The sequence below is a fragment of the Nitrospirota bacterium genome (assembly GCA_016219645.1).
Taxonomy (GTDB): Bacteria; Nitrospirota; Nitrospiria; order Nitrospirales; family Nitrospiraceae; genus Palsa-1315.
Window position 1 is genome coordinate 63,796 of the sequence record JACRLR010000012.1, and the last position, 14,450, is coordinate 78,245.

At 56.2% G+C, this 14,450-nt stretch carries 16 protein-coding genes; 7 read left to right on the forward strand and 9 right to left on the reverse strand.

Annotation, left to right across the window (positions count from 1 at the left end; genetic code table 11):
* Nucleotides 1-57: 57 nt before the first annotated feature.
* The 9 genes from ccmI to ccmA form a co-directional block, all read right to left on the reverse strand.
* Nucleotides 58-1,737 carry a c-type cytochrome biogenesis protein CcmI gene (gene ccmI, locus HZB34_03370; GenBank protein ID MBI5314989.1) on the reverse strand — a complete coding sequence of 560 codons (1,680 nt, stop codon included), beginning with the start codon at nt 1,735-1,737 and terminating at the stop codon, nt 58-60.
* Complete coding sequence (locus HZB34_03375) at nt 1,734-2,201, reverse strand: cytochrome c-type biogenesis protein CcmH (GenBank protein ID MBI5314990.1); 468 nt, start codon at nt 2,199-2,201, stop codon at nt 1,734-1,736. The genes ccmI and HZB34_03375 overlap by 4 nt, the downstream gene beginning before the upstream one ends.
* Nucleotides 2,198-2,725: a DsbE family thiol:disulfide interchange protein gene (locus HZB34_03380; protein MBI5314991.1), complete on the reverse strand. Its 528-nt coding sequence runs from the start codon at nt 2,723-2,725 to the stop codon at nt 2,198-2,200. The genes HZB34_03375 and HZB34_03380 overlap by 4 nt, the downstream gene beginning before the upstream one ends.
* A complete protein-coding gene (locus HZB34_03385; GenBank protein ID MBI5314992.1) occupies nt 2,722-4,713 on the reverse strand; it encodes a heme lyase CcmF/NrfE family subunit in 1,992 nt (663 codons plus the stop codon). The genes HZB34_03380 and HZB34_03385 overlap by 4 nt, the downstream gene beginning before the upstream one ends.
* Before the next feature lie 8 nt (nt 4,714-4,721).
* The gene (gene ccmE / locus HZB34_03390; GenBank protein MBI5314993.1) at nt 4,722-5,192 is read right to left on the reverse strand and encodes a cytochrome c maturation protein CcmE; all 471 of its coding nucleotides are present in this window, start codon (nt 5,190-5,192) and stop codon (nt 4,722-4,724) included.
* 7 nt (nt 5,193-5,199) lie between these two features.
* Entirely contained in the window at nt 5,200-5,367 is a 168-nt protein-coding gene (ccmD, locus tag HZB34_03395) for a heme exporter protein CcmD (GenBank protein MBI5314994.1), read from the reverse strand.
* Nucleotides 5,367-6,119, reverse strand: coding sequence for a cytochrome c biogenesis protein CcsA (gene ccsA, locus HZB34_03400; protein ID MBI5314995.1), 753 nt, complete (start codon nt 6,117-6,119; stop codon nt 5,367-5,369). The genes ccmD and ccsA overlap by 1 nt, the downstream gene beginning before the upstream one ends.
* A gap of 142 nt (nt 6,120-6,261) precedes the next feature.
* Nucleotides 6,262-6,930 (reverse strand): heme exporter protein CcmB, encoded by a 669-nt coding sequence (ccmB, locus tag HZB34_03405; protein ID MBI5314996.1) that lies wholly within the window; start codon nt 6,928-6,930, stop codon nt 6,262-6,264.
* 11 nt (nt 6,931-6,941) lie between these two features.
* The gene (gene ccmA / locus HZB34_03410; protein MBI5314997.1) at nt 6,942-7,562 is read right to left on the reverse strand and encodes a cytochrome c biogenesis heme-transporting ATPase CcmA; all 621 of its coding nucleotides are present in this window, start codon (nt 7,560-7,562) and stop codon (nt 6,942-6,944) included.
* Nucleotides 7,563-7,966: 404 nt separating this feature from the next.
* Between ccmA and HZB34_03415 the strand changes: the two genes are divergently transcribed.
* The 7 genes from HZB34_03415 to HZB34_03445 all read left to right on the forward strand — a co-directional run.
* Nucleotides 7,967-8,560 (forward strand): hypothetical protein, encoded by a 594-nt coding sequence (locus tag HZB34_03415; protein ID MBI5314998.1) that lies wholly within the window; start codon nt 7,967-7,969, stop codon nt 8,558-8,560.
* Nucleotides 8,561-8,665: 105 nt separating this feature from the next.
* Nucleotides 8,666-9,208 carry a hypothetical protein gene (locus tag HZB34_03420; protein MBI5314999.1) on the forward strand — a complete coding sequence of 181 codons (543 nt, stop codon included), beginning with the start codon at nt 8,666-8,668 and terminating at the stop codon, nt 9,206-9,208.
* A gap of 293 nt (nt 9,209-9,501) precedes the next feature.
* Nucleotides 9,502-10,047: a hypothetical protein gene (locus HZB34_03425; GenBank protein MBI5315000.1), complete on the forward strand. Its 546-nt coding sequence runs from the start codon at nt 9,502-9,504 to the stop codon at nt 10,045-10,047.
* Nucleotides 10,048-10,152: 105 nt separating this feature from the next.
* Nucleotides 10,153-10,557: a copper resistance protein CopC gene (locus HZB34_03430; protein MBI5315001.1), complete on the forward strand. Its 405-nt coding sequence runs from the start codon at nt 10,153-10,155 to the stop codon at nt 10,555-10,557.
* Nucleotides 10,554-12,575 carry a CopD family protein gene (locus HZB34_03435; GenBank protein ID MBI5315002.1) on the forward strand — a complete coding sequence of 674 codons (2,022 nt, stop codon included), beginning with the start codon at nt 10,554-10,556 and terminating at the stop codon, nt 12,573-12,575. The genes HZB34_03430 and HZB34_03435 overlap by 4 nt, the downstream gene beginning before the upstream one ends.
* A 470-nt stretch (nt 12,576-13,045) precedes the next feature.
* Nucleotides 13,046-13,963, forward strand: coding sequence for an IS1595 family transposase (locus HZB34_03440; protein ID MBI5315003.1), 918 nt, complete (start codon nt 13,046-13,048; stop codon nt 13,961-13,963).
* Nucleotides 13,964-14,211: 248 nt separating this feature from the next.
* The coding region (locus HZB34_03445; protein ID MBI5315004.1) for a hypothetical protein at nt 14,212-14,450 on the forward strand (239 nt) is incomplete at its 3' end.

The window sequence follows — 14,450 nt, forward strand, 5'->3', positions numbered from 1 at the left end:
GAACCTCCGTGAGGGGTTAGGAACTCAACAGGCCAGAGACTTGTCGACTTTCGAGTGCTAGGGCCGTTCATGATCGATCACGACTGTGATCCCGTCCCCCCCGGCTTGAATCGGCTGACTAGTCCCCTCCAGATCTCCGCTCTGCGGCATGGCCTGGCCTGATTTCGATAGACGAGCCACGATCACCACCGGTCCTGTACTCGACAATTTTCTGGACGGCATCGGACTGGTTGAGTCATCGAGTTGAAACGTAAAGGGTAAATCTCGCTTCGTTGCCCGCACGATTGCCACCGGCATCGGAGGCCCATTCATCTCGCGGGCAAAGACAAACAGCGTGTCGGCGGCGGATCCCTTGCCGGCTAAACTGGGTGCGAGAGTCACCGTGCCTCTGATCGCACGTGGTTGTCCGGCCTGCCCCATTGGTTGAGCCGGCGCTGCTGGTTCCGTACCCATCCGCTCACGGTCGATCAGGACCGTGATCCCGTCTCCCCCGGCTTGAATCGGCTGACTGGTCCCCTCCAGATCTCCGCTCTGCGGCATGGCCTGGCCTGATTTCGATAGACGAGCCACAATCACCACCGGTCCAGCGCCGGACAGTTTTCTCGACGGCATCGGGCTGGTCGAGTCATCAAGCTGGAACGTGAAGGGCAAATCCTTCTTGCTCGCCCGCACGATTGCCACCGGCATCGGGGGCCCGTTCACTTCGCGAGCAAAGACAAACAGCGTGTCCGTCTCCGAGACCTTGCCGGCCAGACCGGGCGCCAGGGTCACCGTGCCTCTGATCGCCCGTGATTGTCCCGCCTGCCTCACTGATTGAGCCGGCGCTGCTGGTTCCCTGTCCATTCGTGCCATCTCTCGGCCACCGCCAAGTCGGCTTTTGGCCTCGTCGATCGCAACGACTAATTGCTGTGTCATTTCCGGATCGATGTCCTCAGGAAGATTCGCGCGAGCGAGTTCCCAATCCTTCACCGCCTGGGCAAAATTATCTCGATTGAATGCCACGGTCCCTGCCAACATCAGCGCCTTGACATTGCGTGGATCGATCTTCAGCGCCCGTTGGATCAACGCTTCAGGCCTCCCCTCCAATTTACGACCATGGAGCACCCCCATGGCATCGGCATAATCGGCGAGTAACTGGGCATCGTCAGGGATCAGGTTGGTGGCTTGCTCATAGGCCAATGCTGCTTCTGCGTAGCGACCGACCCCCATATACGAACGCCCGAGCAATGCCCATCCAGCGCCATCACCGGGGTTCTGCTCCATCTTTTGTTTGAGCCGCTCGATCAGTGGGTCGAGTCCGGCAGCGAAGGGATCCCCCTCTTGTGATCCTCCCTGTGCAGACAACGAAGGGGCAGGTGACTCTGTTATCGCGAGTGGATTTCCAAGTTGCCAGTAGAGCAACCCGCAGGCCGTCGGGATGATGATGGCAAGCGCGAACGCCACCGGCTTGCCATGCATCTGCTGCCGGGGCTTTTTGGTGGTCGTCTCCGTGGTACCGGTCTCTTCAAGCAGCCGGCGTTCGAGCTCCTGTCGCGCTTGCTGATAGAGTTCATCGGTGAGGACAGAATTTGCCCGATCCTGTTCCAGCTCCGCAAACTGTTGCCGGAAGATCGACAGGGTCTTCTCTTCTTCTCTCGCTGGTGCAACAGCCGCTGTGCGCTTCATCAGGGGCCACAACAGGAGACCCAGGACGAGCAGAGTCATCGTCGATGCAATGAGCCAGAACATGATGGTCAAGGGCGATTCGCTCCCTCGGAGAGCAGTTGTGCGACACGGTTGTGCTCTGCTTCCGTCAGTGCCACGGCGGCAAGCTTCTTTTGTCTCTTGCGGAGCGCAAGAACCAAGGCCGTCGCGCCTCCAATCAGCAGGAGGAACGGTCCTACCCAGAGCAATGTGGTCGTGGTCTTGAGAGGAGGACGATAGAGGACAAAATCTCCGTAGCGGCTGACGAGAAAGTCGATGATCTCCTTGTCGCTCATATTTTTGACAATCATCTCGCGAACTTCCCGGCGCAAGTCTTCGGCTAACGGCGCATTCGAATCAGCCAGCGTCTGATTCTGGCAGACTAGACAACGCAGCTCTACGGCGAGGGTTTTTAGACGCGCCTCAACCTGCGGGTTCTCAGCGAGCGGGCTTGCTTCGTAGGCCGCCGCAGCGAGACCGGGGATGAGAAGGATGACCACTAAGTAGAACCACCTCATTGGTTCTGCAGCTCCCTGACCAATGGCAAGATTTTCGTTTGCAAGACATCCTCGCGCAGCGGACCGATCTGTTTGTAGCGGATGACACCCGCCTTGTCGATCACATAGGTCTCCGGCACACCATAGACGCCATAATCAATGCCGACGCGCCCCGATTCGTCCACGGCAACAAGCGGATAGGGATTGCCCCACTCTTTCAACCAGGCCAGCGCTTCTTCTCTACGGTCCTTATAGTCCATACCATAGATGGGCACCTCCCCGGATTTCGCGAGATGGATGAGGACAGGGTGCTCCTCCTTGCAGCCACCGCACCAGGAAGCCCAGAAGTTAAGCAGCCAAACCTGGCCTCTCAGATCAGTCGATGAAAGCACCTTGTCCTTTTCGTGGAGCTGCGGAAGCGAGAAATTCGGCGCCGGCTTCCCCACTAAGGGAGACGGCAATTCACGCGGGTTGAGCGTCAGGCCGACACCAAGAAACGCGAGCACGACCACAAAGATGCCGAGCGGGATAAGAAACCGACTCATGAGACTGTCTGCCGAGCCATCTGTGTCCCTGCCGGCACCTCGACCTCTTTGCGGCGCCACGCGAGTCGGTACCGGCGATCACTGATGGCTAACACGCCCCCCACTGCCATAACCAGACATCCGCCCCAGATCCAATCGATAAAGGGCTTGTGATAGAGCCGGACACTCCAGGCTCCGCCTTCGAGTGGCTCACCCAACGACACATAGAGGTCGCGCAGAAACCCGGGAGAGATCGCGGCTTCGGTCATGGTCTGATTCTGAACGGTGTAGCGGCGCTTTTCAGGATACATCACCGTCACGTCACGTCCATCCTGACTCACGTGAATCGATCCACGCGCCGCGATATAGTTTGGTCCCCTGTACTGCTCGGTTCCATCAAACCGGAACGTATAGCCGCCGAGCGTTGCCGTCTCTCCTACGTTCATCCGTACATCCTGCTCAACTTCGAACCCCTTCACCATGGTCACACCGGTGATGAACAGGGCAAGTCCGAAGTGGGCTATGACCATTCCCCAGTAGGCCCGAGGGAGCATGGCCAGTTTCCCCATGAAGCTGCTTCCATCCGTACGAGTAAGCCTTTCACGCAAGTCAACCGCAATCGTTGTCGCAATCCAGAGCGCCAGTAATAGACCAAGGCTCACGAGCGGCGACCAGTGACCCATGAGAATCGGCACCAGCAGGGCGGTTGCGACACTCACCCCGAAGGCCCAACGCAGCCGCACCGCTAATTCCGGCAGGCTGGCTTTCTTCCATTGCGCCAGAGGACCGATCCCCATGAGGAAGATGGCAGGCGTCATCAATGGGACAAAGACTGTATCAAAATAGGGTGGACCGACTGAAATCTTACCAAGGTCCAGCGCGTCCAGGAACAAAGGATAGAGCGTGCCCAAGAGCACTGCCCCCAAGGCCGCAACCAGTAATACGTTGTTCGCCAGTAACATCCCCTCGCGTGAAACAATTGAGAAGCTGCCGCCCAGCCCCACGCGCGGCGCACGCCATGCGTACAACATCAGGGAGCCTCCGATGACCACGGCCAGGAACACCAGAATAAACAGACCACGCTTTGGATCAGTGGCAAACGCGTGGACCGAGGTCAAGACACCGGAACGGACCAAGAAGGTCCCCAGGAGACTGAGTGAAAACGCCAGAATGGCGAGCAGCACACTCCAGGCTTTGAAGCTGCCTCGTTTATCCGTGACCGCCAGGGAATGGATCAATGCTGTTCCAGCCAACCAAGGCATGAACGAGGCATTCTCGACCGGATCCCAGAACCACCATCCGCCCCAGCCCAACTCATAATAGGCCCAGCCGCTCCCCATCGCGACACCAATGGTCAAAAAGCACCAGGCCACTGTCGTCCAGGGCCGCGACCAACGAGCCCAAGCCGCATCCAATGTTCCGCCAAACAGCGCAGCCAGCGCAAAGGCAAACGCGACGGAGAATCCTACGTACCCCATATAGAGCATCGGCGGATGTATCACCATGCCCGGGTCCTGCAATAAGGGGTTCAGATCCCGTCCATCGAAGGCAGCTGGGATCAACCGCTCGAATGGATTGGAGACCGTCAGCATGAATAAGAGAAATCCCACGCTGACTAATCCCATCACACCGAGAATACGGGCACGCATCGCCTCGGGTAAATGCGCCGAGAAGAATGAGACGGCGACCATCCAGATGGTGAGAATGAATACCCACAGTAGCAAGGATCCCTCGTGCGCGCCCCAGATGGCAGCGATTCGGTAGTGCAGGGGAAGTTGAGAATTCGACGTGGCCGCGACGTAGAGTACGGAGAAATCCTTGACTGCAAAGGCATAGCCTAGACAACAAAAAGCCAGCAGGACCAGAAGAAATTGCCCCCGCGCAGCCGGCTTTGCCACGGACATGAAGGAAGAGTTCCCGACTGCAGCGCCGTAAATGGGAATGGTTCCCTGTACGACCGCCACGCAGAGCGCAAGTATCAAGGCATAATGACCGATCTCTGGGATCATGGTGACTCCTAGCGTGGATTGACGACGAGCGTGCTGCTGGTTTGCGCCCCGGCGGCCGCCTTGGCTTTGGCCAGCGCTTCAGCCGCTTCCGGCGGCATATAGTTTTCATCGTGCTTCGCCAGCACTTCACTCGCAAGGAAAGTCCCATCGGCCCCGAGTTGCCCCTGGGCCACCGCGCCCTTCCCCTCCTTGAACAGGTCGGGAAGGATGCCCTTGAACGTCACGGGTACGCGTTTCGCCGTATCGGTCATGACGAAATGGACGGTTAATCCATCGCCCTCCCGTGTGAGGCTGCCGTCTTCGACCATCCCGCCGATACGAAAGCCTTGGCCCTTCGGCGCCTCACCATTCGCCACCGCCGTTGGTGTATAAAAGAAGACGAGATTTTTCTGAAACGCGTTCAGAATCAACATCGACGCCCCTGCCAACGCGAGCAAGCCGAGGCCGATAAAGATAAACCGCTTGTGCCGAGGTTTCATCGTATCCCTATCCTCCTAGAGACCCATCACGGGTTTCTGCAACCGCGGCAGCATGTCGACGCCAGACAGCGAGGACTTCCCCGCACATGCATAGGGCTGTCACACCGAACGAGACCCACACATAGAGGCCGTACCCCCCCATGGCGAAAAATTCACTCACGCTTCCCCACTGCATCAGCGTGCCTCCGCCACTTCTTGAATCGAGGTCTGGTTGCCCCACATCGGTTGCCGCTCACGATCGAGAATCACGCAACGCACACGAGCCAATGTGACGGCAAAACTGTACATCCAGAAACCCACTGTCATGATTAACATAGCCGTCAGCATCGTCGTTGCCATTTTTGGCGACGCGGTCATGCTGACTGACGCCCCTTGGTGCAAGGTATTCCACCAGCGTACGGAAAAATAGATGATCGGGACATTGACCACTCCGACCAACGCCAACACCGCACTTGCCCGGTCGGCTCGACGCAGGTCATCGATCGCCGCCCGTAGCAGGATGATACCGATGTATTGGAACAACAGAATCAATTCGGACGTCAGCCGGGCATCCCACACCCACCAGGCGCCCCAGGTCGGTTTGCCCCACATCGCCCCGGTCAGCAGCGCAATGAATGTAAACATCGCTCCGGTCGGCGCAATGGCCTGGGCCATCATGAAGGAAGGACGCGCGTTCAGTCCCAACCCAACGCCGGCCCATGCGGCCATGATGACATACAGGAACATGGACATCCAGGCAGCTGGCACATGGACGAAAATAATCCGGTAAGAATCGCCTTGCTGAAAATCAGTCGGTGCGACAAAGAACCCGATATACAGGCCGATGATGATCAACAAGCCCGCAGCAACGGAAAACCACGGAATCATTTTCCCTGCCAGGGGGTGAAAGGCCTGCGGTGACGAATACTTAAACCAGTTAATACCCATAATGATCTAGCTCAAGTTCAGGATGTCTAGCCTATGGACAGCCGACACGTCAAACCGTGTCAGCCTCCTTCTTATCGCCATACGACGAAACTGTCCGCAACGACCCATTAGGGGGGGAATGTGGGCACTCAAATAGAATCTGTTATTCCAACGCAATTCGTAATGCAACAGCCGTGGCCCATGGCGCAAAAGCAAATGACAGCAAAAAACAGGCTCCGAGTAAGGACAGGTTCGCTTCGCTGCCGATTCCAGACACACTACTTGTAACGGCGCCGGCCCCAAATATCAACACCGGGATAAAGAGGGGGAGCACCAGAAGAGCAACCAGTAAGCCGCTTCCGCGTAATCCAAGTGTCAGCGCAGCACCGATAGCACCAATCATACTTAACGTTGGCGTACCAAGCAAGAGCGATAACGTCAGTACCCCCAGCGTCACCCCATCCAGGCCAAACTGCAAGCCGAGAAGCGGCGAGAGCAGGACTACCGGCAGGCCAGAGACCACCCAATGGGCGAAAACCTTTCCAATAACCAGAACAGCCAGCGACTGAGGTATCAGCGCCGTCTGTTCCAAGACACCATCGAGATAATCAGCCGTAAAGAGGCGCCCCAGTGACAACAGGCAAGCCAGCAGAGCCGTAACCCAGAGCACGCCGGGGCCGATCATCCTGAGAACCGCTGCCTCAGGCCCAACCCCCAATGGGAAAAGACTCGCGACGATGACCACGAAAAACACTGACATCGCCACATCCGAACGGTGCCGCATGGCCAGCAAGAGATCCCGCCGGACCACTCCACCCAACGCCTCACTCATGCTGGGCTGACTCATCGACTCAGCCTCAGGTGCTGGACCGAATCAGTGGGAAGAGCAAGTTCCTGATGGGTAGACACGACGACCATGCCGCCGTTACTCAGATGTGACTGCAGGCGTTGGGTCAAATAGGCCGTCGCCAGAGCATCGAGAGAAGCAAAGGGCTCATCCAGGAACCATAGTGGACGTGTGGAAAGCCACAGACGCGCCAGCGCGACACGGCGCTTTTGCCCTTGTGATAGGACTCTCGTGGGAAGAGTGTGAATCGGTCGCCCGAGACCGACCGCCTCCAACGCCTTTCGTACGATTTCGCTGGAGCTGTCATCGCCTGCCAAACCAGCAGCAATCTTCATATTTTCTGCTGGAGTTAAGTCATCCTTGATCCCGTTGAGATGCCCAATATAGATGAGTTGGGCGCAATACAACTCCTTCAGTTGCCGAATGTCTTTTCCCTGCCAAAGAACCGCACCTTCATCGGGCGACAATAAGCCACACAGCATGCGGAGAAAGCTGGTCTTCCCGCTGCCATTCTCACCCGCCACAGCCAGCAATGTCCCAGGCTTGATCGTCACATTGATGTCTGAGAACAACTGTCGTTGTCCACGGCTGCCTCTCAGTGCGACGGTTTGGAGCATATCGGGAGAAATCCCACTGAGACTAAAGAAAAAGACTTACCTACCGGCATCTTTTGAGAAGACGGCATGATGGGCGATTGTCTCCCATCTGATACCGGCAAGTCAAAATTGAGCGGCACAGTTCCGCATGAACACCTCATCGCCCTCTGTCATCCTAGTCTTATCATGTTGACAAAGGCTCTAGAGCAGGTGAGTCCGGCAGGAAGCATTTTTGTTTTTTTGTTCGCTTGCGCCGTACGGATGGGAGGGGGGGGGTAGAATCTTGTCCTATTTTAGTGGCATCATAGTGGACGCATCTGCTATGAGATAACGGTTTGACACTGTCACGCGTTACCTATTGATGTCGTTGCGCCACAGAGCTCAGCGACCCACGGAAGGTCCCATAGAGGAGGGTTCGGCACATTATGAGGAAATGGCACGCGACGGGGGCAGGAGCTACGATGCTCATGCTTGTAATAGCCCTGTACCACCCCAACGTAGCCACAGCACACGGCGGCGCCGAGATGGAGCAAGACCCCTGCGTACGCAAGATGGGGGAGAGTGCGGTGCATTTCAGCGCCTATCAGCCGCAATACGAGATAAAAGATCAATACTGCACGGAAATTCCTCAGGAAGGCGATACGTTCCTGGTCGTGGACCTCGTGGACTCGGCATTGCGCAACGAACCGGTCGGGATGAGGGTCACGAGGGGAAACGGGAAGAACGCAGCAGAGGGTGAGATTGTGGCGAACATCCGTCCAAGCACTCACCCGGACGGAGTGCTCAGAGGCGAAGTAAGGCTGGACGAAGGTATGTATACCGTCACCATTGAGTCGGAGAAACGGAATCTGACACGGCACCCGCAGTATCTCTTGCGGGTACACATGATTGACTATCCAAAGGTTGTGATGTCCATCGCAGGACCGTTGATAGGGGTACTGCTGTTTGCCTGGCTCGTCTATAAGCTCGTACGATCGAAATGGCTACGGAAATGGTGGACTGCTGCCCCCAGTTCGTAGGGAGCCCGACGTTCCGGCCTGCGATCATAAATGGTTCACCATTCCAGAGGGAGGATCACGACAATGTCTGTGCAATTTCTAAGACCCGCAGGCCTGTGCCTTCTGATGCTGGCGATCGGGGTATTCTCCTCAACACAGGCTCAGGCTCATGGGGGATTGGCTCTGGCAGAGGACATGTGCCGGCTCACCATCGGCCCCTACAACATGCACTTCACCGGCTATCAGCCTGACAACACCCGCAATAAAGAATTCTGCGAGGACATTCCAGCGACCGGCCGCACAGTCGTCGTGCTTGACTACATGGATGATGCCCTCCGCCCGCTGACTACCGAGGTTCGGGTCATTAAGGATACGGGTTCGGAACAAGATATTCAGGCCGTCACTGTCCTTCATTTGCCACCCAAGGTTTACCCCAACGGGACGGTGAATTTTGAATATAATTTTGCCCAGCCCGGCAAATATGTCGGTCTTGTCACCGTAGGCGGGCCGCAGGAACATATCTCGCGATTCCCGTTCTCGGTGGGTGCAGGGAGCACATGGACGCCTCCCTCCTACTTCATATACGGATTTGGCGGGGCTGCCGTTGTCGTAGCAATTATATTTTTTGCCATGCGCGGACGTCGGAATACGTCAGATAGCGCTGCATAGAATGGATAGGAAGCAGGCCGTTCTGTACCGGGAATACTACGCGCAGAAACAACAGAGCCAAATGGCATGCCGCTGCCGATGCGTACGATAGTTGGACGACAGGATAGAGGCCCTGAATCATGAGCTGGCCACGCACCATAGTACCGCTGGAGTTGATAGACAAAAACGTACCCGAGTCGCAACGGCGCGGATGCGACTCGGGTACAGCGTAGAAATTGAGCGCGCCGAGATAGATGGTGAGGACACCGACGATGTCGTGGAAATTTTTGAAACCTGCCGGCTTATGCGTTCTGCTGGTGACGTTTGGAGTTCCGCTTTCCGCACAAGCCCAACATACGCACGAATTGGAAAAGAACTTCTGCATCCTCAAGATCGGGCCCTACGGTATGCACCTTACCGGCTATCAGCCAGAACTCTCAGCCGGAAAAGAAAGCTGCGGAGAAGTTCCGGGGGTTGGGCGCACGGTGCTGGTGCTTGATTATATCGAGGGGGAACTTCGCTCTTTGCCCGTCGAGGTTCGGATCATCAAAGACACGGGCTCGGAACAGGATCTTCAGGCCATCACGGTCCTTCACGTGCCTTCTAAGGTGTATCCCAGCGGATTCATCAGTCTCGAACACAACTTCGACCAGCCCGGGAAATTCGTCGGGCTGATAACCCTGGGTGGGCCACATGAACATGTGGCGCGGTTCCCAATCTCTATAGGGGAATCGAACGTGGTTTCGCATTTCATGCACTACATTATGGTCATAGTCCCGCTCGCAGCAATCGCCGGTGGAGCGGTGATCTTCTTTGTCGTGCGCGGTCGACGCAAGCCTTCGGGCAGTACAGCGACGTAGACAGCTGGCTATCAGGCGCTGGGGAGTCCATGCGTCACACCACGCGGGCCCAATAGTTGGCCACAACACTCGGACAGGGTCGTCTGGGAAAAGGAGGAGGTCTGAATGGAATCATGGACGATTCCCCCACTCAAGCACCTCGTGGTAGGCGCGGCAGTGGCAATAACGATGTGCGTGCACGTTGCCCCGGCGCTGGCCCATGCAGCCCTCGTCAAGGCAGAGCCGCCACGTCGGGCCGTCCTCGCCAAGGCCCCGGCTCACGTGCAACTCTGGTTCAACGAGGAAATTGAGAGCGCCTATGCGTCGCTCACCGTGCTCGACGCCGGCAAAAACCCTGTTACAGCGGTCAAACCTCAACTTGCATCGAATGACCTGAAATCCATTGTCCTGCCGCTGCCTGAGTTGGCGCCTGGGAAGTACTCGGTAAAGTTTCGGGTACTATCCTTGGACGGTCATGTAATTCAGTCATCCTTCGACTTCACAGTAAAAGGCAACCTGCACGAGAAATGATCGAGGTCATCGCAGCGCTTATCCGCTGGCTGGCGCTTGCATCCAACATGATCCTGATCGGCGGCTGCGTTTTCCTTGCGATCGCCGGGCGTGAGAGAGCCGCTTTCGACAGCCCATGGTTCGCTCGCCTGAAGCGGGCGCTACCGTGGCTCGCGATCACGCTTCTGCTGGGTCTGCTGGCCTTACTCGCTATTACAACGGCACAGGTCACGGGCAATGTTGAAAGTGCCTGGCACCCCGGAACTTGGCTTGAACTCTTACAGAAAACTCGCATAGGCCTCATCTGGACATGGCGCGCAGCCCTTGCGCTTCTTCTGCTCGCTGTCGCCCTCTACGCTCGGCTTTCTTCCAGAACATCCTGGCAGTACGCCTTGTGCGCAATCGTCGCTGCGCTCACGCTGGCTGTGGGGTCACTTGCGAGCCACTCTGCAGCCGAAGATCTCTCCGTGTTATCTGTGTTGCCCTACATGCTCCATATCGTGCTGGCAAGCGTCTGGGCCGGAGGATTGCCAGCCTTTCTCACCCTCCTGTTCGCCGCCACAGGAAAACAGCCGGACCGGAAGGCAGATCGGTTCGGCATCCAGACCTTAACACGCTTTTCAGTCATGGCATTGCCCGTGATGATCGCGGTGATCGTGACCGGCGTCATCGTAACGTATCGGATGGTAGATACAAGCTACGCCGCATTAGCCGCAACGAGCTACGGCTGGTTTCTCAATTCAAAACTTGCACTGCTCCTGGCAATTCTCCTCATCGCCGCACGTGCGCACTTCGTCTGGGTGCCGTTACTCGGCCGGAACGAAGATGTGGCTGATGCAGGTGCGCGGGGACTTCGACGGTGGGTGACCGTCGAAGTCGTGCTTGCGTCAGCACTGGTGTTGGCAGCGACATTTCTCGCGAGCGCCGTGCCTGCGAAACATGCCGTCATTGAGGACTGGCCCTATCCATTCCGCTTCTCCATTGACGCCACCTGGGGCGAGTTCAGCGTCATGGTCCGCGTGGGGATAGGAATCGCCCTCCTGTTACTGGCAGGCGGTGCGGTCGCGCTCGGTCGATACAAGCGCTGGGGGACGAAGTGGCACATTGCCGTCCCATCTGTGCTGGCGGTTTGCGGACTGGCCGTTGCACTCCCCTCCCTTGCCGTTCAGGCCTTTCCAGAAACCTACCGCAAGACGCCGGTGCCATTCGATGCCATTTCCGTTCACAATGGCGCAACCCTATTCGCCGCAAACTGTGTGCCTTGTCATGGACCCCAGGCCAAGGGCAATGGTGTGCTGGCCAAGACATTTGCGAAGAAACCGGTTGATCTGCTGACGGAGCCGCATACTGCGATGCATACCGCAGGCGACTTTTTCCATTGGCTGACTTACGGAATCCTAGAGTTTGGCATGCCGGCATGGGGCGACAAACTTTCGGAGGAGGATCGCTGGGATCTCGTCAATTTTCTCCATGCGATTTCCCGCGGCTATCAAGCTCGTCTCATCAACTTCTACGTCGCTCCCAATCAGCCTTACGTCGTCCCACAGAACTTTTCCTATTCCGCACATGACGGCGCAAGCGGTACCTTGAAAGACTTTCGTCAGAAAAAATCTGTGTTGCTGACACTATTTTCATGGCCGGATTCACGCGCGAGGCTCGATCAGTTGAAGCAGGCTTACCCCGCACTAAGCAGCAGCGATACGATCGTGCTGGCGGTGCCCATCAATGACCTTAACCAACAGGATATGGCGGCGATCACCGCAGATCTGCCATTCCCAGTGGTGACTCAGGGTGCTCCGGAAATTGCACAAAGCTATGCCCTGTTCCGTAGAACCCTGAGTAATCCCGATTTGGCCGGTGAGGGGACAATGCCGAAACACATGGAGTTTCTGATTGACCGGTACGGTTTTTTGCGGGCGCGGTGGATCCCTGCAGTGGATGGAGCAGGGTGGACCGACAATAACCTATTGATGCAGCAAATTGAGCAGCTCAATCGGGAAAAAGAGATTCGGCCGCCGCCGGACGACCATGTACATTGAGGTGAATGGGAGGTGTGAATCGATGATTAGACATGGATTAGACTGTTTATTTAATAGAGAATCTCCTCTGTGGAATAAATAGGATTGATAGGTTCCCTATAACAGAATGAGTTGCGGGTGAGATCTCTCAGCTTATGAATTTTAGTAAATAAGCTACATGAGCGAGTTCCTTCCTTACTCTTGTTTAGCCATAGCCCAACAAGAATAATTAATAAATGTCATTATAATCAATTACTTATGATGCACTTGGCGATTATTATACGATGCCCTATCTAATCCGTGAGATCCCTGATCCGATAAACATGAGAAGCAGTGGCTCGATCACGGCACGGATTTCGCTTGCATGGCTGATACCCCCTCAGACTTGACAGGTTGCACCGTTATTGTTTATTTTATCCCCTGTGGATTATGCACTTAGCTCCAGTAAGCTTGTATCTACCGTAGCTACGTAAGGCAGTGGCATTGTTTTAGTGGAGGGCTATTTGCGGACCCTCGCCGAGTTCGAACAGCGCTTCGCCACAGAAGGTGCATGCCGTGCCTACCTGGCTCGGCTCCGGTGGCCCACCGGATTTCGCTGTCCTCAGTGCACAACCAACGGCAGCTGGACAACCACACGATCCCTCTTGATGTGCCGACAGTGTGGATACCAGGCTTCTGTCACGGCTGGGACGATCTTCCATCGAACCCGAATTCCCCTACAAGATTGGTTCCGAGCGTTGTGGTGGATGACTGATCATAAGAACAGGCTCAGCGCCTCCGGGTTGCAGCGTCTACTAGGCCTTGGCAGTTATAGGACGGCATGGTTGTGGCTGCAGAAACTACAGCGCGCAATGGTGCGCCCTGGGATGGATCAGCTCGAAGGCCGAGTGGAAGTAGACGAAACTTATATTGATGGTGTCGAGAGTAAAGGGAGTTCCCCACACCTGGAAAACAAGGCTCTGGTTGCGATTGCCGCACAGGTCGACCGGAAAGGAATTGGGCGGATCAGACTACGCCGAATTCCAGCCGCCTCAGTAAGCCCTCTCATCGCCTTCGTGAAGCATGCAGTTGAAGCGGGCTCCGTGGTCATCACGGATGGATGGGAGGCTTATGCTGGGTTGAGGCAGGAGGGCTTCAAGCACCGACCCCGTGCAATCAACACCAGTAACATGACAGCGTCTGATATGTTGCCACGCGTACAGAAAGTTGCCTCATTACTGAAGCGCTGGCTTCTGCGTACTCACCAGGGTCCGCTTTCCTGTGAACAGCTGGACTCCTATCTTGACGAATTCACTTATCTGTTCAACCGTCGAACATCGAAGTACCGTGGCAGATTGTTCCATAGGCTTGTGGCGCAGGTTATTGCAGTTGAGCCTTCCCCATTTTCCAGGCTGGCCACGGATAGCTAAATGGGAGTGGGAGGACTGGAGTTAAGTGCATAACCGTTCGCACGTATTTTGCAGTCAGGACCAGGATTCAACCTTGGATATTCTACTTGACAGAAAGAAACCGTATCCGCTACTGTGCCGCCCGCAGGCAGAGGGTGGCAATGTTTCGCCGGAGTATATTTCTCCGGAATAATATGTGCTGGGCTTTAATCAAGACGGGCCTCAATTACTGCAGCTGGTTTTCAATTTTTTAAAAAGGAGGTTCTGGTATGGCGAGTACAACGTTAGGAGGGAGCGACAAAGGGTATGACATGTCGCTCTGGTACGATTCGCGGGTCTTCAAGATCAGTTGGTTTGCGATGCTCTGTGCGGTGGGGGCCGAAGTGGTCTTTCAGCGCGTCTTCGGGTATTCCCACGGTCTGGATTCCATGACCCCGGAATTCGAGTCGGTCTGGATGGGCCTCTGGAAATTCAACGTGGTCTCCAACATCATCAATGCCGCCGCCAT